Here is a 17198-nt window from a genome sequence, read left to right as displayed (position 1 = left end):
ACTGTTCTGGAGTCCAAAAGTTTAGAAATTAGTAGGGAGCGCTCTGCTTCAGGGCTCTGAGAAGTCTGGCTTCCTCTTCCATTATGGCGAGCTTCTCGCTCTTAACTTTCGCGAGCTTAACGGCAACGTTCTTCTTCTGTTTGGCCATCCTGACGAGCCTTGCCTCCTCAAGGACGAGGAGCTCCTTCCTCTTCTTAACGACCTCAAGCCTCCTCTGGAGGATTGACTTAACCCTCTCCATGGTATCACCTACTCCATTAGGGGGCCCTAAACCTTATAAGGTTTTCGGTGAACGCCAAAGTTCATTTCGTCAATCAGCGAAGTAAAGCTTAAGCGCATTCAGTCTTCCCGGTTACGGGGGTGAAGGGGATGAGGCTCGTCGCGATAACAGACCTTCACGGCAATGTGAAGATGAGCCGAAAGCTCGCCGAGCTAATTGCAGAGGAGAAGCCGGATATCCTCCTAGTAGCGGGCGACATAACTCACTTTTCGGGAGCCGAAACTGCCAGGAAGGTTCTCCAGCCCCTCCTTGAGACGGGCGTTCCGATACTCTCGGTTCACGGCAACTGCGACGGCAGGGACGTTCCGGAGTTGCTCGACGAACTCGGAATCTGGGTTCACGACAGGAGGAGAGAGCTCAACGGAGTTGGCTTCGTCGGAGTTGGGGGTTCAAACATAACGCCCTTCAACACAATCTGGGAGCTCACTGAGGATGAAATTCGAGAAATCCTGCTGAGGAACTACCGCCCCGGCGATATAATTCTCTCCCACGTTCCGCCGAGGGACACGAAGGCTGACCTCGTCCATTCCGGCCTTCACGTCGGAAGCAGGGCCCTCAGAGGGTTCATCGAGGAGAACCAGCCGCCGCTTGTCATCACGGGCCACATCCACGAGGCGAGGAGCGTTGACCATGTTGGGAAAACGGTAATCGTGAACCCAGGCCCGCTCTTCAGAGGGTACTATGCAGAAATAATCTTGGCCGATAATGTCATTAACGTTGAACTGAAGTCCCTCTGAAGTGTTCGTCATTCTTCCCATTTACTTTGGGTTCTGTTTAGTGGTAATTTGGAAACTACCACTTGATAATCATAAAGTCTGTCGCCCGTTCAACACCTACATAAAGAAAGGTTATAACAAATTACCTCAACCCCCACGCGGTGGTAGTTGTGGAAGCGATGAGGGTGAAGCTGCCCGAGGAGACGGTTAAGCGCCTCAGGGCTGATTTGAGAGAGCTAAGAAGGGACATTCAGCGCCTGATGGTGGTTGATAACTATCCTCTCCTTCAAAGGCTTGAAAAAGGCCCCAGTCCCGCCGATTGGGCAACATTCAGTGCCTACCTGCGGATGATTCACCTCAGTGATGATGTAATTCCCCGTGAGGTCAGGGAGCGGATTTCGAGGCACAGAAAGAAGTTTTTAGATGAAATAAATAAACGTCTTGCTAAGACCGGTGGGGGCTACTGGGTGACGATTGAGAACGGTGATACCTTGCTCAACTATTACGATGAGGGGGGCGGTCTCCAGAAGGTCAAGCTTGGCTACGTTGACGTCATGAACATACTCGGTGCGAGAAACGTTGACAGAGTCGTTGAGATAATAATAAAGAGAAGCAGGGGGATTTTTGGAGATTAAACGAGCTTTTTCTCCCTCAAAACCTTCTCCATCCTGTCCATCGCTTCCTCAAGCTGCTCGTAAGCTGTTGCGTAGCTTATCCTTATGTACCCCTCACCGGCCTTTCCGAAGGCCGAGCCCGGAACGACCGCGACCCTTGCTTCTTTCAACATGAGCTCGCTGAACTCCTTGTCGGTTAAGCCCGTGTCCCTAATCCTCGGGAATATGTAGAACGCTCCCTTCGGCTTCACGGTCGGAAGGCCCATCTCGTTGAGGCGCTTCCAGACGAGGTTCCTCCTCCTGTCGTACTCCTTCCTCATCTCTTCGACCGCCTTCCAGCTCCGTTCATCCTCAAGGGCCTTCGCGGCGGCGTACTGGACGAAGGTAACCGGACAGGTGGCGTTGTACATCTGGAAGCGGGTCATCTTCTCGATTATCCAAGCCGGAGCCGCGACGAAGCCGAGGCGCCAGCCGGTCATGGCGAAGGTCTTGGAGAATCCGTTTATGGTTATAGTGCGCTCGAACATGCCGTCGAGAGATGCTATGCTGTGGTTCTTGACGCCGTCGTAGACGAAGTGCTCGTAAACTTCATCGCTGAAGACGATGAGGTCGTGCTCAACCGCGAAGTCTGCAATCTCCTCAACGTCCTTCTTGGTCAGAACCGCGCCGGTCGGGTTGTTGGGGGTGTTTATGATGAGCGCCCTGGTTTTGTCGCTCACGTGCTTCTCAAGGTCGTCAACGGAAAGGCGGAACTCGTTCTCCTCGTAGGTCGGGACCTCAACCGGTTTTCCTCCGGCGAGAATAACGGCCGGAGCGTAGCTGACGAACATGGGACTCGGGATGAGGACTTCTTCCCCGTCCTTGAGGAACGTTGCAAGGCCCATAATAAAAGCCTGGTTCGCCCCAACGAGCACCATTATCTCGCTCTTCGGGTCGGCCTCGATGCCGTTCTGCTCCTTGAGCTTCCTCGCTATAGCCTCGCGGAGCATCGGCAGGCCTGCGTTCGGGCCGTAGTGCGTCATGCCCTTGTCAAGGGCCTCCTTGGCGTACTCCTTTATATGCTCCGGCGTGTCGAAGTCAGGTTCGCCGATTCCAAGTGATATGAGACCCTCAACGCCCTGGGCAAGGTCGAAGAGCTTTCTAATCTCAGAAGGGTTGACGAGTTCGAGTCTGTCGCTCAGCGCCATGAACCTCACCGCTCTTCCTTCTCGCCAATGTTTATAACCTTACCTGGACGAAAAGATGAACATCGAAGTGCTGATATGGACGTTGAGGTATATCTAGGGGGTTGGAGTTTTCTCCTCGCTGGGAAACTTCCAGTTCTTGGTAATCTTTGCGACGTTTCTAACGAGTACTCTCTCCTCGCGGTTTCTCTCGACGAGCTTCTCGAGGAATGAGATTAGGTCGTCGTAGGTTCCCCTCTCGACCGGGAACGGAACGCGGTCCTTTCCGCCAACGGCGTAGGTGAACTTGAAGGGGTCCGGCGGGTGCGTCACCCTGTCCTTCCAGCTCGGGGGCGTCTCGTAGACCAGCTCGACCACGAGCGAGAGGGCCCTCAGCGTGCTCGGCCCGAGCCCCTTGAGGAGAAGAAGTTCCTCGTAGTTCCCGACGCTCAGCTCCCTCGCGAATTCAAGGGCCCTCACGTTGAGCTCCAGCTTCCCGAGGCTCTCGTAGCGCTTTAAAATGGTCCTCTCATCGACGTCCCTTGGACGGTAGTACACCAGCGGGCGGTAGCCCTTTGCGATGGCCTTTATCCTCTCGACCTCGCGCGCCACCTTCTCCGGTCCCTCGCTCACGAGGTCGAGGAGCGTCTTCTGGAACTCCCGGGAGTCCCTTGAGACGGTGTTTAGGGCAAGCTCCCCACGGATTCCCGCTATCGCCTTGTGGGGGTCGAGGGTGAATGTTTCGGCGTCAAACCAGTGGTAGCGCCTCGCGAGTTTGGCTTTCTCGTTCATTCCCTGCTGTATCACCGCCCAGTTGCCCTCTTCATCGAGAAAGAAGGCGTGGTGGTAGAGCTGGTAACCTGCCTGAAATGCAACGGTGTCAACCTTCGCGACGAGCCGGGACGTTCGGATGTAGGGTTCCGGGTCGAGTTCGTAGCGCTCCGCTATGGTTTTCAGCTCCTCCGGCGTTCTTCTGCTTGCTTTCCCTTTGCCACCTGCCACCTTAACGCCAAGCTCCTCCCGCGAGAGGGCCTCCTTTATCATGCCCACCGTTACCGTCGTCGAGCCCGAGGAGTCCCAGTCCATGCCGATGAGGTTGTTGAAGGCCTGGAACCAGACCGGGTCGGAGAGCCTCTCGAGGAGGCCCTTCGTGCCATACTCGTCAACGGCGAGTATTAGAACTAGTCTCGTCAGCTTCCTCATCCTCTGAGCGAGCCACGCGGGAACATGGCCGCCGTGGAGGGGCAGTTCGGCAACGTTCCGCATTGAAGTTGAATAAGCCTTCGGGGTTTTAACCCTTATCCCGATAGATTTTTCGAGTTTTTCGGATGAGTCCTACGAATCTCCATAAAAGTGTTGGAGTTTTCAACGGAAAGCCTTTTTATTGAGCGGTTCGATTCTCATCTGCATAGTCATGGGGGGTTTGAGAATGGGAGTTGAAAAGGTTCCGAAGTATGACATCCCGACGGTCAAGGTGGACTACGTTTTTATCGAGCTTGACAAGATGAAGCCCCACGAGCAGCTCGTCCAGAAGGAGCTTGAGGCCTTCATCGAGAGCGTCACGGGAAGTGGCCTCTTCTGGAAGCCGATGCTCCTCGCGAAGATTCCGGGAACGGACGAGTACCTTATCGTTGACGGCCACCACCGCTGGGCCGGCCTTCAGAAGCTCGGCGCGAAGAGGGCTCCTTCAGTCATACTTGACTACTTCAGCGACGACGTTAAGGTCTACACCTGGTACCCGGCCTTCAAGGGCGACCTCAACGAGGTCATCGAGAGGCTCAAGAAGGAGGGCCTTGAGGTCGTTGAGGACCCCGAGGCCGAGGAAAAGGCCGAGCGCGGTGAGATTGCCTTCGCCATCGTCGGCGAGAAGGTTTTCGCGATTCCCGGAGGTCTTGAAGAGCAGAAGAAGGTCAGCAAGGTCCTCGATGAGATGAGCGTTGAGGGCAAAATTGAGCTCATCTACTACGGCCTCAAAGAGGACGCAAGGGAAGACATGGCCAAGGGCGAGATTGACTACGTCTTCATCAGGAAGGCCCCGACGAAAGAGGACGTCATGGAGCTCGTCAAACGCGGTGAGGTCTTCTCGCCGAAGACGACCAGGCACGTGCTCCCCTTCAACCCGGACAAGATTGACGTCAAGCTCGAGGAGCTCTTCTGAGTTCCAACAGGTTTTTAAATTTTGCATCTTTTATTCATTAGCTCCGATGACGATGGATTAACCGGCTGACGCGTGATGACATCGGCCTTGACTGAGGGCGCACCTACATAACCACTTACAAAAAAGGGATATAAACTCCAGCTCCCAAAACTGGACGGTGGGAAAATGCTGAAGGCGCTCGCTCCCCTCCTCGCGGGGGCCCTCGTGGACAGGCCCGGAATCGGCCATTTTAAAATAGTCCGCTCCATCAAAGAAGTTCCAGAGGAGAGGGCCGTCGTCGTTGGCAGGGCTGGCTCAAGGGTTCCTCGGGGATGGGAGCTCGTGACCGTGAGCGCCGCGAGGGGCTTCTTTGGCCCAAGGGAGCTCCACAGAATCCTTGAGGGCATCGTGGCAAGCCTTAAAGGTGACCCCGATAAGGCAATTGTCATAGCCTGTCCCGAGTACCTAGCGCTCCACAACGGTTTCAACGCGCTGATAAAGTTCCTAAACGACGTTCGCGACTACGCGATTCTCATGGGGGGCAGGGTTTACCTCGTCACCGACGAGCTCGCCTGGGACCCGAGGGAGTTTGCCCTTCTAAAGAGGCTCGAGGATTAGGCCTTTAAACCCTCTCTTCCAACTTCTCTGGGGGTCGTGATGCTCCGAGGTCTAATCTTTGATGTTGACGAGACTCTCGTCTACTATGAGGGTTACAACCTGAGACGTTGGTATGAGGAGGTCGGAAGACCTGCGATGGAAAAACTCGGCGTGGTTCTCGACTGGGAGACATTCAGGCGGATTGTTAAGGGCGAGCTTTCGCGAACCTACGTCGAGCGCTTTGGAATAGGCCACGTCGAGTTCTGGAAGGCCATGGACAGGGCCAACAGGGCTTACCGTGAGAGGCTCCTTCGTGAGGGGAAAATCAAGCCGTTTCCAGACGTTGGGGCCCTTGAAGAGCTGAGAAAACTCGGACTGAAGATGGGGGCGGTCAGCAACGCCTCCCAGGACAACACTGAGCTCGTTCTGAAAGCTTTTGGCCTCGATAAGTATTTCGACGTAATCTTTGGAAAGGATTACCGCTATCTCGACGGCGTTAAGCCCAACCCGTACCTAATCAAAAAGGCCCTGAATGCCCTTAGCCTGAAGCCGGAGGAGGTTCTAATCGTCGGCGACAGCTCCAACGACGTTTTGGCTGGAAAAAACGCGGGTATAAAGACGGTGAACGTCGTCCGCTTTGAAAAAGTCCCGGGAGCGGACTACTACGTAAAAGACCTGTGGGAGCTCGTTGAAATGGTGAAAAATTGGGGCTCACATGCCCCCGCTGACCGCTAGCTCTATTATCTTCCTTATCTCGACGAGGAACTCCATCGGGATGTCCCTGAGCATCGGTTCGAGGAAGCCCTTGACTATGAGCTGTGTCGCCTTCTCCTCGTCGAGTCCCCTGCTCATGAGGTAGAACAGCTCCTCCTCGCGTATCTTGCCTATCGCTGCCTCGTGGCTCAGCTCGGCGTCGTCAACCTTGCTGACCAGCCCGGGATAGGTCTCCATCGTGGCCTTGTCGCTGAGGAGCAGGGCGTCACAGCTTATGTGGCCCTTCGTCTTTGGTGCTTCTGCCCTTATGATTCCGCGTGTTATGACCGTGCTCTCGTCCATTATCACAGCTTTGCTCGCGTTTATTCCCCCGGCGCCTTTGCCCTGGAGGTACATCTCACCGCCCAAATCCACGAACCAGTCTTTCTGACCGAGCAGAATGCCGTTCAGCTCGACGTAGCCGTTCTCATCAACCCAGTACTTCGGATTTGCGACGTTGCTCTTGCCGGTTCCGAGGCCGACGGTGGTGTTGATGAAGCGCGCTCCCTTTCCTATCTTTGCCCTCGTCATGGGCCTCGTGTGGACGTACTCCGGCCAGTTCTGCAGAACGGTCAGCTGGCCTTTGGCGTTCTCGTGGAAGTACGCCTCCGTCATGTCAAGGTGGAGCGAGTGCTTGACGAGAATTGGAGCGGTACAGCCCTCTATGAGGTGGAACTCCGTGTTCTTCTCCGCGATTATGATTATGTGCGGTGCTTGGGCCAGTGCGCTCTCCTGAATCAGGAAGAACAAGTGGAGCGGGAACGGAACCTTGAGGCCCTCCTTGACGTAGAGGAAGATTCCACCGTTCCACACGGCAGTGTGATAGGCCGTAAGCTTGCTCTCGTCAACGCGGAAGAGCTTGAGGAAGTGCTCCTTGACGAGGTCGGGATACTTTCTCACCGCCTCCTCTGTCGGAAGGACTATCAAGCCCTTCTTGGCCCACTCCTGGAGGAACTGGTTGTAGATGACCCCGGTGTCGGTCTGAACCGCTAAGCCGGCTATGTACTTCTGCTCGACCTCGCTGATTCCAAGCCTGTCGAGGAGAGCCTTCATCTCCGGCGGTAGGTCGTCGAGGCTCTCGATGTTCTCGGGCAGGCCCTCGACTTCCGGTTTTGCTATGAAGTGGAGCAGTTCCTCCTCGCTTATGACCGGGTCGTTCAGCGGGGCCCTCTCGAACGCTTCTAACGCCTTGTACCTTATCCTCGTCATCCACTCCGGTTCCCTGTTCCTCTTTGCGAGCTCCTCAATCTGGTTCTCGATTATGGCCTTGGCATCGCTCATGGTTATCGTTTCCGTCATGCTCCCACCTCCTCGAAGATTCCGGCGAAGCCTTCTCTGTCTATCCTGTCAACGAGCTCTCCCCCGCCGGTCCTCACAATCCTGCCGTCCTTCATGACGTGGGCGGTGATTCTGTTTTTGTCGATGTGCTCGAGGATTCTGCCGTAGTGGGTTATCAGGAGTATCGCGGTTCCCCTCTCGTGGAGCTCCTCAATCTTCCTGCTGATTACGCTGAGCGAGTCAACGTCAACACCGCTGTCGGGCTCGTCCAGAATCAGGAGCTTCGGCTCAATGAGAACCGCCTGGAGGAGCTCAAGCCTCTTCCTCTCTCCACCGGAGAAGCCGACGTTCACGTAGCGGTGCAAATCCTCTTCCTTAAACCACAGCTCCTTCGCCTTCTCAACTATAAGGTCGTAGGCCTCCACCGGGTCGAGCCCCTTGAGCTCGACCAGAACCTGCTGGAGGAAGTCAATTATCCTAACCCCCTCCACCTCGGGCGGAACCTGAAAGGCCAGCAGAATCCCGCGCTTGGCCCTCTCGTCCGGGCCGAGTTTGGTTATGTCCTCGCCCTCGAAGAGAATCCTTCCGTCCCTGACCTCGTACTTTGGGTGACCCGCTATCGTCAGGGCGAGAGTTGATTTACCGCTCCCGTTGGGCCCCATTACCACGTGGAACTCGCCGGGTTTGACCTCGAGGTTGACCCCCTTGAGTATCTCCTTGTCCTCAACGTTCACGTGAAGGTTCTCAACTTTGAGCATTAGCTCACCCCCGTGGGTAACGTAGATGGGACGTTTTTTAAGCATTACTGGACACGGATGTGAATTCCAAGAGGGGAAGAAACGAAAAGTAGAAAAGACCGCTCAGTGGGCGAGCGGAAGGGTCTCGCGAATCTTCCTGAGGAGCTCGTCCTTGGCCGGCGAGTCCTCGAGGGCTATCTCAAGCACCTCGTCAATCCGCTCGACCGGGTAAATCTCTATTTTCTCGGCCTTGTCCGGGCTCAGGAAGACGTCCTTCTCGTTGGCCTTGGGGATTATGACCTTCTTTATGCCGGCCTCTATGGCAGCTTCAATCTTCGGCGTCGCACCGCCTATCGGCAGGACCTCACCGCGGACGCTGAGCGAGCCGGTCATGGCAACGTCCTGCCTTATCGGAATGTTCTCAAGGGCCGAGATGACGGCGGTGGCAACGCTTATGCTCGCCGAATCGCCTTCGACGCCCTCGTAGGTCTGGAGGAACTGGACGTGGATATCGTACCTGCTGATGTCCTCGCCCTTGTAGCGCTTGATTATGGCCGAGACGTTCTGAACGGCCTCCTTCGCTATCTCTCCGAGCTTTCCTGTGACGATTATCTTTCCTTCTTCCTTGCTCGCGGCGGGAGCAACAACCGCTTCAATCGGCAGTACTATACCGCTCTCCTCGCCGATAACAGCTAAGCCGTTGACGCGACCGATTTCGCTTCCCTCGCTCTTTATGACCTGGTACTCCTTCTTCCTCTCGATGTACCAGTCGGCGAGTTGCTTTTCGAGGGGCTTCGCGAGCTTGAGGGCCTCGAGAACGTCTTCCCGCTCGACAACCTTCTTGCCCTTCTTTATCGCGATGTCTCCGGCGGCCCTCACTATACCGCCGAGGTCGCGGAGGCGTAGCGTTAGGTGGCCCTTCCTGCCGGCCCTCTTCTGGGCTTCGCGAACGATTTCCTCGACGGCCTCGCGGGTGAAGTGCGGAATCTTGCCGTCGCGCTTTACCTCCTGGGCAACGAACTGGACGAGCTTTCTCCTGTTCTCTATCGTATCGGGCATCGTGGTTCTCATGTAAACCTCGTAACCGTAGCCCCTAATCCTCGAGCGGAGCGCGGGGTGCATCTTCTCTATCGTGTCGAGGTTTCCGGCCGCAACCAGTATGAAGTCACAGGGAACCGGCTCGGTCCTCACCATAGCTCCGCTTGAGAGCTCGCTCTGACCCGTAATCGGGAACTTCTTCTCCTGCATCGCCGTCAGGAGGCTCTGCTGCATCTTGAGGGTTAGTGTGGCTATCTCGTCTATGAACAGGACGCCCTTGTGGGCGCGGTGTATCATTCCCGGCTCAACTCTCTCATGAGCAGGAGTACCTAATCCACCACTCTGGAACGGGTCATGTCTTACGTCGCCAAGTAGTGCACCTGCGTGCGCTCCCGTTGCGTCTATGAACGGGGCCTTGGTTCTTCCGCAGTTGTCAACGAGGAGCTTGGGGACGAGGACGGTGTTCCTGAAGCGCATGTTCGAGAGCGCCATCATGGTGAGGATTATGACGAAGATTCCCATGAGGAGCGTCGTTGCCGTGAACTGCAGGAAGAGGGCGAACATGACGGTGAACATGACAAAGAGCAGTATGTAGGACTTCATGCTCTCCTGGCTCTTTGCCTTCTCGCGGTACTTCTCGACTATCCTCCTACCCTGGCACGCCGGAACAGTTTTGATTTTGGGCATGTTCTCGTCTTCTGGATTCGGGAAAACGAGAATGTCTTCGAGGTTCTCTGTTGGAAGGAGCTCCGCCATCGCCTGGCCGAGCATGGACTTGCCCGTTCCCGGTTCGCCGATTAGGAGGACATGCCTCCTCTGGGTTGCGGCGGTTTTTATGACCTCAACCGCGTGGTCCTGCCCGATGACCTGGTCTATGAGCTTCTCGGGAACCTTGATTTCCTCGGTCGTCTCAAACTCGACGCCAAGGTCCAGTTTTTCCCCGTACTCGCGCGGGAGGGGTTTTTCCTTAACCATCTCCTCCTCGCCCATCTCCTTTCCCTCTCTCATCTCTAAGACCCAATGAACCGGGCGATTTATAACCTTTTTCGACGGCGGTGGAAAAAGATAAAAGCCCGGACGAGAACTCAACTCAGGTGAGAGTATGAAGGTTGAGGAGCACGTTGCGTTCACGGCCAAACACGGGGACTGGAGCGTCGCCAAAAAGCTGACCGACATGGAGAACGAGGGGATAGCGCACTTTTTGGCCGGAGTTTCAAACACGGTCAACGCGAGGATTGGCGGCTACCTGAGCGATGCAGTAGACGTTGAAGGCATAAGGAAGCTCGCCGAGGAGCTCAGGAAGAGCTCACTGGCCGATACCGTCGTTGCCCTCAAGTCCCCCGGAACCGCGAGGAAGCTCGGCAACCTTGTGAACGAGACCGACAAGAAGCTCAGGAAGCTCCTCGTGGATGTTGCCAAGGCCTACCTCGTCAGGGAAACGCTCAGGCCCCTTGTCCCCATTGATTGCCCTGAAGGAATCCTCGAAGGCGTTGACGTGGAGTTCCCCTTCGAGGATGAGCACGTCAACTTTACAGCCAAGCACGGACGCTGGATAGTCGTCAAGAGGCTCATCATAGACGAGAAGACCCCGATGCTCGACGTGGCGAGACTGCTCGCGAGCATAAACGAAACCGTTACCCTCAAGCTCCCCGTTTACGCGGACATAGACGTAGGGGGAATCGAGGAGGAGTTCTCGGCCTTCAAGAAGGTCAAGAAATCGGACATTCCAAAGGTCATAGAGGTTTACGAGGCGTTCGAGCCTTCACTCTACGCGGACGAGCCCTTCGAGGAGCACGCGAGGGTTTACGCCCTCAGGGTGGCGCTCGATAAAATCGGCCTCAACCTTGACGTTCCCGCCAAATCCCTCGAAAAGTACCTCGAAAAGAAAGGATGATGAGGCCGAGGACACCCGAGGAAACGATGAGGAATCTTCGCTTCGCTGACGGAGGTGATTGAGATGGAGAAGAGGGTTGTCTACACGGAGAAGGCCCCCAAGCCGATAGGGCCCTACAGCCAGGCGATACTGGTCGAGGGCGGAAAGTTCCTGTTCGTTTCCGGCCAGATACCGATTGACCCAGAGACCGGAGAGATAGTCGGCGAAACCATCGAGGAGCAGGCCGAGAGGGCCATAAGGAACATGCTGGCGATAGTTGAAGAAGCAGGGGGAAGCGCTGAGAACGTGGTCAAGGTTACCGCCTTCCTCAGCGACATCAACGACTACCCCAAGTTCAACGAGGTCTACGAGAGGTTCTTCTCAAAGGCGAAGCCCGCCAGGGCGGTCGTTGAAGTGGCCAACCTGCCCAAGGGCGTCAAGGTCGAGATTGAGTGCATTGCCGTCCTCTGATTCTTTCCCTTTTGAGGTGGAAGCATGAAGGTTAGGATTAGACGCGAGCTCCTCGAGTACCTTCTCCAGCTCGCGAGAAACGCCTACCCAAACGAGTTCGCGGGTTTCCTGAGGGAGAAGGACGGAATTTTTGAGGAGGTTCTGATAGCCCCGAACCCGCATGCTGGGCCGAGGAGCATATTCTTCGACACGTGGATGCTCCCCTACGACGAGAGCATTAAAGGAACGGTTCACTCCCACCCGAGCCCGGCTCCTTGGCCGTCCGAGGGCGATTTGGAATTCTTCTCGAAGTTCGGCGGGGTTCATCTCATAATAGCCTGGCCCTTCACGGAAGATAGTGTAAGGGCCTACTCGAGCGACGGCGTTGAGTTGCCCATCGAGGTTGTGGATTAAGTTTCATATGAAAAGTTTTATTAATCCCCCTGGCGTTATTCTTTCTCGGTGATGCACGTGAAGGTCAGGGAGCTCTTTGAGAGGCTCGACGAAAGGCAGAAGAAGACCGTTATGCGGTGCGTCGAGAGGTGTGGAATCCCCGAACTGGAGGCCGAGATAGAGCCAAAAGTTAACGAGGATGCCGTTAAGTTCCTCAAGGTTCTATCGAACCCGCTCAGGCTTGCGATTCTGAAGCTCCTTCGCGACCAGTGGCTCTGCGTCTGCCTCATCTCCGAGGCGCTTCAGCAGGACCAGACCCTCATAAGCCACCACCTGAGGACGCTCAAGTCCCTCGGACTCGTTGAGGAGCGGAAAGAGGGAAGGATGCGCTTCTACAGGGCGAAGCGTGACGTTATCGAGGAGTACCTTGCCAAGGTCAGGGGGGAGCTCTTGGGTGAATGAATGGCAGAAGCTCGTTGATGAGCTAATTCAGGAGCTCGGCGGATACTGGGGCCCCTTTGAGATGCTCGCGGCCCTAATGGAGGAGCTGGGGGAGCTGGCAGACGCAATGCTTGGCTACGAGGGAATCAAGGGAAAGGCTGACGAGGAAAAACTCCGCGAGGAGCTCGGCGATGTTCTGTTCGCCATCCTCTGCATAGCCAACCACTACGGGATAGACGCGGGGGAAGCCCTCAAGCTGAGCGTTAAGAAATACCGGTTCAGAGATTCCAAATCAGAGAGTTCGAAAACTCGGTAATTACCAGGGAGTAAACGCCCTTCATTTTAACATCCTGTTCTACATTTTTCCTTAGGATTACCCCAGCTTTGGCGCTTTAGAATAACCGAATGACCCGAAAAAGTTTTTGAGAACGAAATATTTTTATAGGTGTTGGCAAACTTTCCCAGTAACTAAAACGGAGGTGAGCGGATGAGCGATAAAATAACCGCTGTTGACCTTCGGATTTTGAAGTTGCTCGCCAAGAACGCCCGTCTCACTTACAAGGAGCTTGCCGAGCTTCTCGGCACGACCAGGCAGAGGATTTCGAGGAGAATGAACAGGCTTGAGCAGAACGGGGTTATACTCAAGTACACCGTCATACCGAACTACGATGCCCTCGGTTACATTCATGTTATCCTTGGTGTTACCGTTAGACCTGACGTGGACGTCGGTGAGCTCATCGCGACCCTCAAGGAGGACGAGAACGTCAAGATAATCCAGCGCGCCCTCGGTTCCCACAACTTGGTTCTGCACATAATCGGCCCCAAGGACATGAGGGAGCTTGAGAAGATTATAGCAGAGGTCACCAAGAAGATACCGGGCATAGAGCACCTCGACATAACCTTCGTCACTGAGACCGTCAAGTTTGAAGCCCTCTGATTTTTCTTCCACTTCGTAAGGGGAAAGCGTAATAAACCCCATCCATAATTCAGCCCAGGTGTCAGGGATGCTCGAAAGGCTCATCACCGACGTTGCAGTCGTTGCAGTGCTCGGCGTTGGTTCCTACAAACTCGGCGCCCTCGACGGAAAGGGTGCCCTTTCAGCTGCACTTCTCGGACTGGCTGTCATTGAACTCGGTGGCATCTACCCGTTCCTCGCGCTCCTGACGTTCGTCGTCCTCGGTGTTTTGGCGACCAAATACCGCTACGATGAAAAGCGGAAGAAGGGCGTTGCCCAGTCCAACGGCGGGGTGAGGAGCTGGGGCAACGTGATTGGCAACGGTCTCGCGGTGGTTCTCTTCCTCGTCCTTGAGAAGCTCTCAATGATGGACACATTCTGGGCAGCGACCTTCTCGGCGATAGCGACCGTTAACGGTGACACACTCGCGAGCGAGCTAGGAAAGGTCTTTGGAAAAAGGCCGAGGCTGATAACTAACCTCAGGCCGGCGAAGCCGGGAACCAACGGCGCAATCTCGCTCGCCGGCGAGATCTTCGCCCTCCTCGGTTGCCTGGTGATAGTGCTCTTCGCCCTTCCCTTAACCCAGCACAAACTTCAGATGTTCGTGGCGGTTCTTATAGGGGGCTTCATAGGGGTCAACCTCGACAGCCTTATCGGGGCGACGCTTGAGAACCGGGGAATCACCGACAACAACTCGACGAACTTCCTCGCGAGCCTGCTCGGTGGCCTCGCCGGAGCGGGGATATTCTACATCCTTTCGTGAGTTTTAAGAACTTCTTCTCTGAACCCTAGACGGCGGATGATGACTACGGCGGATTCCCGAGCGGTGAGGACGACCTTAGGGTCTGACGCCAGAAAAAAGGAAAGGGGTCACTCCCCCTTCTCGTTCTCCCTCAGAAACTCTTCGTAAACCTCCCAGAGGGAAACGAGCGTCGCCGGAATGCCGTGCTCGGTGGCAAAGGTCATGTACGGGGCCAAGTCAATGACGTAATCTGCGAACCGGAACAGACCGCGCGGGATTCCCTCGCGCGAGCCGATGAAGACAACTACCTCCCTCGCGTGGTGCATGTCCCTGGCGAGCTTATCTTTGACCTCAGCCAGGGTCGGCCCCTTCGGGTCTGTGATTATGAGCAGTCTCTTGTTCCTCCTCTTGTCGCGAATCACCTGGTAGAGGTCCCAGAGCGAGACGGGAACCTTCTCCACCTTCCAGGGGTACGCCTCGCGCTGTATCTTGTAGCGGCTCTCCTGGCCGGCCTTGACGCCCCTCAGGAACTCCATCAGCTCAAAGGCGTCCATCTTCTCCTTGGGCGCTATTATGAGCTCCTTGACCTCGAAGGCCTGTGCCGCTCTGCCAATCTTCTCGCCGAACTTCCTGCAGGCCTTATAGTCGCCCCAGTAGGGCATCTGGACTATCGTCAGCTTCCTGAAGAGCTTCCTCGCGTCAATCTTATCGGGAGTGTACTTCCTGTACTCCTCACCCGGAAGGACGGAGATGTAAGCTCTGTCACCTATTATCTCGACCTGAACGACCTTGTCGGGCCAGCTGAGGTTCACGTCGGCGTTGGTGAGCTCCTTGATTTTGGCCCCGAGAACCCGGTTCACGTCTATGCTTGAGAAGTCGTGCTTCCCGCGCCTCTTGGTTTTGACGGCGTAGGTCTCGTTCTCGCCGATGAGGTGTGCAATCTTCTCGGCGCTCTCGGCTATCCTATCGAGGTCGGCCTCGGTCTCGACCAGAACCGGGATTACCCTCTCGACCTCGGGAATCTCAAGAAGCTTTTCAAGGGCATTTTCATCAGCCTCGACCAGAACCAATCCCGTGTAGCCCATCGGTGCAACCCAGACCTCTGCCTCTGGGATTGCCTCTCTGATGTAGTTGCCGGCAACGGCCTCCATGTCGCGCTGGGTCTTGACGAGGAACTTCATTCTCTCACCCCCTCTGGAGTTGGAAGGGCTTTTAAAAAGGTTCTCGATTTCAAAGCTCCCTGAAAACCCTCTCAAGAACCGGGTCTGGGATTCTATACCCTCCCCCCGTCTTCTCGACGTAGCCGGACTTGACGAGGTTCTCTAGGAGCGCCGAGAAGTTGGAGTCATTTATGTAGCCGAGCTTCATCGTCACGTAGTCCTTGATGTCCCTCCAGCGGGAATAGCCGAGTGCCACCGCCTTCAGAATCACCCGATAGCGCGGGCTGTACGAGAACAGCCTTGAGAGCTCCCTGCCGACTACCGCCTTAGCTTCCTTCAGAACCTCCGCGATGGCATCGTCATGGCCAAGGTTGCGGGTTGTTCTGATGTAGCCGTAGAGGGCAAGCCAGCCGGGTATGCCGTCGAGTTCCCCCACGGCCATTCTGAGCTCGTCGTCTCCCACGGGGACACCTGCTTCCTCAAAGCCCTTTCTGAGGAATTCCTCACTCAGCTCGGGCGAGAACCTCTTGAGCTCGATGTCGTGGTGGTACCTGCCGAAGAGAGGTGCCTCAGGGTCGTGAAACTTCAGAAAGTCGAAGAGCAGACCGACCTCTGAACCGGTAAGTACGAAGGTCAGGTTCTCAAGGTTGTCCACGGCGTAGGCTATTATACCATCGTATCTCGTCGCACCGCCGAACCTGAGGTACTGAGCCTCGTCGAAGGCTATAATCACCCGGCCTTTTCTCTCCCCATACTCGTTAAGGGCCTCGAGCAGTTCCGTGAGCGAGAAACCTTTGGGGGAAACCTCAATCCTCAAGCCCGAAACGGCTATACCGCGAATTCTTGAGAGAAAATCCTTGAGCTCCTCCAGAAGCCGACGTCTGCCTTCCAAAGACGAGACAATCGCCCTTCCTATTGCGTACCTGCTCACGGAAGAATATTCGGAGTACGTCTTCCTCACATCAACCTTCACCGAAGGATAAGGAAGCTCGTTGAGCGCGACGTTGAGGAGCGAGCTCTTGCCAAGCCTCCTGATGCCCAACAGCAGTATAAGCCTTTCCCCGCGCTCAACGGCGTGTTTAATCTCTCTCAACTCTTCATCCCTGTCAAAGAGTTCCTCCCGTTTGGTCTTGGGGTAGGGTGAGAACAGCACAACTTGCACCCCCGCAAGTTACTTGTAGGGGTGCAAGTTAATAAGCCTTTTGGAACGCGTGGGTAATTTGCCAGAGCGGAACCAGAAAAGAGATTTTTCAGGAGGCCATCAGGCCTCCGGCTCGGCGAGGACCTTAATCTTCCTAATCTCGGCGCGCTTAATCGGGTATATCTTCCTCGCTTCCTTGGCAATCTCCTGGGCAATCTGGCCGTTGACGGACTGGAGAACGAAGTCGGCGAAGTTGAGCTCCTCGGCCTTCTTGTAGATGATGTCCTGCATTATCTTCCTTATGGCCCTCTCCTGGCTGGTCTGAATGCGCCTGTAGGCTATGACCATGCCCATAACGCGGAGCTTGTAGCCGTCCTTGGTGGTGATGTTGAAGATTCCGTCAACGCGGGTGGTTCTCCTCCTGACGAGCGAGCGGATGTAGCTCCTCGCGAGGGTGTGGCCCTTGAACTTGGTGTACGCGTTCTGGCCCTTAACGTCGTAAACCTGGAAGTAGAGCTTGACGTGGCTCTTAGTGAAGTCGCCGGTGAGGTCCCTAAGGGTGGTCTCGATAACCCTTCCGACGACCTTTTCTGGCTCGTCGGCCGGGGTGAGGCCAATCTCCTTGCTTCCGAAGAACTCCGGAGCGTAAATCACGAACCACTCTTTCATCTTCCACTTATCCTTGGTAGCGGCTGCCCTACGCCTTGGGTTACCCCTTGCCATCTTAACA

Annotated in this window: 21 protein-coding genes; 12 read left to right on the top strand and 9 right to left on the bottom strand. The window is 55.6% G+C overall.

Annotation, left to right across the window (positions count from 1 at the left end; genetic code table 11):
• Nucleotides 1–28: 28 nt before the first annotated feature.
• The gene (locus E3E30_RS03770; protein ID WP_042689481.1) at nt 29–241 is read right to left on the bottom strand and encodes a hypothetical protein; all 213 of its coding nucleotides are present in this window, start codon (nt 239–241) and stop codon (nt 29–31) included.
• A 128-nt stretch (nt 242–369) separates the two neighbouring features.
• Here E3E30_RS03770 and E3E30_RS03765 point away from each other — a divergent pair, with 128 nt between their 5' ends.
• Nucleotides 370–1017 (top strand): metallophosphoesterase, encoded by a 648-nt coding sequence (locus E3E30_RS03765; protein ID WP_167728928.1) that lies wholly within the window; start codon nt 370–372, stop codon nt 1015–1017.
• Between the two features lie 140 nt (nt 1018–1157).
• Nucleotides 1158–1631 (top strand): hypothetical protein, encoded by a 474-nt coding sequence (locus E3E30_RS03760; RefSeq protein ID WP_167728491.1) that lies wholly within the window; start codon nt 1158–1160, stop codon nt 1629–1631.
• On the opposite strand, the gene E3E30_RS03755 is transcribed toward E3E30_RS03760, so the two are convergent.
• Nucleotides 1628–2797: a pyridoxal phosphate-dependent aminotransferase gene (locus E3E30_RS03755; protein ID WP_042689489.1), complete on the bottom strand. Its 1170-nt coding sequence runs from the start codon at nt 2795–2797 to the stop codon at nt 1628–1630. The two genes, E3E30_RS03760 and E3E30_RS03755, sit on opposite strands and share 4 nt — an antisense overlap.
• 93 nt (nt 2798–2890) lie before the next feature.
• Nucleotides 2891–4039, bottom strand: coding sequence for a DUF763 domain-containing protein (locus tag E3E30_RS03750; protein ID WP_167728490.1), 1149 nt, complete (start codon nt 4037–4039; stop codon nt 2891–2893).
• A 163-nt stretch (nt 4040–4202) separates the two neighbouring features.
• On the opposite strand from E3E30_RS03750, the gene serK reads away from it, so the two are divergent.
• From serK to E3E30_RS03735, 3 genes are all read left to right on the top strand, one after another.
• Nucleotides 4203–4931, top strand: a complete 729-nt coding sequence (gene serK, locus E3E30_RS03745; RefSeq protein WP_167728489.1) for an L-serine kinase SerK — start codon at nt 4203–4205, stop codon at nt 4929–4931.
• Between the two features lie 165 nt (nt 4932–5096).
• A complete protein-coding gene (locus tag E3E30_RS03740; RefSeq protein WP_042689494.1) occupies nt 5097–5528 on the top strand; it encodes a DUF835 domain-containing protein in 432 nt (143 codons plus the stop codon).
• A gap of 39 nt (nt 5529–5567) precedes the next feature.
• Nucleotides 5568–6242, top strand: coding sequence for an HAD family hydrolase (locus E3E30_RS03735; protein ID WP_167728488.1), 675 nt, complete (start codon nt 5568–5570; stop codon nt 6240–6242).
• Here the strand turns inward: E3E30_RS03735 and E3E30_RS03730 are convergent.
• The 3 genes from E3E30_RS03730 to lonB all read right to left on the bottom strand — a co-directional run bounded on the left by E3E30_RS03730 (nt 6219) and on the right by lonB (nt 10303).
• Nucleotides 6219–7559 carry a SufD family Fe-S cluster assembly protein gene (locus E3E30_RS03730; RefSeq protein WP_167728487.1) on the bottom strand — a complete coding sequence of 447 codons (1341 nt, stop codon included), beginning with the start codon at nt 7557–7559 and terminating at the stop codon, nt 6219–6221. The two genes, E3E30_RS03735 and E3E30_RS03730, sit on opposite strands and share 24 nt — an antisense overlap.
• Nucleotides 7556–8296: a Fe-S cluster assembly ATPase SufC gene (gene sufC / locus E3E30_RS03725; RefSeq protein ID WP_167728486.1), complete on the bottom strand. Its 741-nt coding sequence runs from the start codon at nt 8294–8296 to the stop codon at nt 7556–7558. Before sufC ends, E3E30_RS03730 begins: the two co-directional genes overlap by 4 nt.
• Before the next feature lie 102 nt (nt 8297–8398).
• Nucleotides 8399–10303 carry an ATP-dependent protease LonB gene (gene lonB, locus E3E30_RS03720; RefSeq protein ID WP_099212457.1) on the bottom strand — a complete coding sequence of 635 codons (1905 nt, stop codon included), beginning with the start codon at nt 10301–10303 and terminating at the stop codon, nt 8399–8401.
• A gap of 112 nt (nt 10304–10415) precedes the next feature.
• Here lonB and E3E30_RS03715 point away from each other — a divergent pair, with 112 nt between their 5' ends.
• The 7 genes from E3E30_RS03715 to E3E30_RS03685 all read left to right on the top strand — a co-directional run bounded on the left by E3E30_RS03715 (nt 10416) and on the right by E3E30_RS03685 (nt 14188).
• Nucleotides 10416–11207, top strand: coding sequence for a DUF2666 domain-containing protein (locus tag E3E30_RS03715; protein WP_167728485.1), 792 nt, complete (start codon nt 10416–10418; stop codon nt 11205–11207).
• Nucleotides 11208–11270: 63 nt separating this feature from the next.
• Nucleotides 11271–11657 (top strand): RidA family protein, encoded by a 387-nt coding sequence (locus E3E30_RS03710; RefSeq protein ID WP_167728484.1) that lies wholly within the window; start codon nt 11271–11273, stop codon nt 11655–11657.
• A gap of 24 nt (nt 11658–11681) precedes the next feature.
• Entirely contained in the window at nt 11682–12050 is a 369-nt protein-coding gene (locus E3E30_RS03705; protein WP_042689505.1) for a Mov34/MPN/PAD-1 family protein, read from the top strand.
• Nucleotides 12051–12107: 57 nt separating this feature from the next.
• Nucleotides 12108–12491 (top strand): metalloregulator ArsR/SmtB family transcription factor, encoded by a 384-nt coding sequence (locus E3E30_RS03700; protein WP_042689508.1) that lies wholly within the window; start codon nt 12108–12110, stop codon nt 12489–12491.
• Entirely contained in the window at nt 12484–12786 is a 303-nt protein-coding gene (locus E3E30_RS03695) for a MazG nucleotide pyrophosphohydrolase domain-containing protein (RefSeq protein ID WP_346765893.1), read from the top strand. The genes E3E30_RS03700 and E3E30_RS03695 overlap by 8 nt, the downstream gene beginning before the upstream one ends.
• A 171-nt stretch (nt 12787–12957) precedes the next feature.
• Nucleotides 12958–13407 (top strand): Lrp/AsnC family transcriptional regulator, encoded by a 450-nt coding sequence (locus E3E30_RS03690; RefSeq protein WP_042689512.1) that lies wholly within the window; start codon nt 12958–12960, stop codon nt 13405–13407.
• Nucleotides 13408–13474: 67 nt separating this feature from the next.
• Nucleotides 13475–14188 (top strand): DUF92 domain-containing protein, encoded by a 714-nt coding sequence (locus E3E30_RS03685; RefSeq protein ID WP_167728926.1) that lies wholly within the window; start codon nt 13475–13477, stop codon nt 14186–14188.
• Between the two features lie 107 nt (nt 14189–14295).
• Here the strand turns inward: E3E30_RS03685 and E3E30_RS03680 are convergent, their stop codons facing one another.
• The 3 genes from E3E30_RS03680 to E3E30_RS03670 form a co-directional block, all read right to left on the bottom strand.
• Entirely contained in the window at nt 14296–15348 is a 1053-nt protein-coding gene (locus E3E30_RS03680) for an SPOUT family RNA methylase (RefSeq protein ID WP_167728483.1), read from the bottom strand.
• 49 nt (nt 15349–15397) lie between these two features.
• Nucleotides 15398–16480 carry an ATP-binding protein gene (locus E3E30_RS03675; RefSeq protein ID WP_042689517.1) on the bottom strand — a complete coding sequence of 361 codons (1083 nt, stop codon included), beginning with the start codon at nt 16478–16480 and terminating at the stop codon, nt 15398–15400.
• Nucleotides 16481–16588: 108 nt separating this feature from the next.
• The gene (locus tag E3E30_RS03670) at nt 16589–17191 is read right to left on the bottom strand and encodes a 30S ribosomal protein S3ae (protein ID WP_042689519.1); all 603 of its coding nucleotides are present in this window, start codon (nt 17189–17191) and stop codon (nt 16589–16591) included.
• Nucleotides 17192–17198: the final 7 nt, after the last annotated feature.

This window comes from Thermococcus sp. 9N3 (genome assembly GCF_012027685.1).
Taxonomy (GTDB): domain Archaea; phylum Methanobacteriota_B; class Thermococci; order Thermococcales; family Thermococcaceae; genus Thermococcus; species Thermococcus nautili.
Note: the sequence above shows the minus strand (reverse complement) of the source record. Positions and strands in the feature narration are given on the sequence as shown.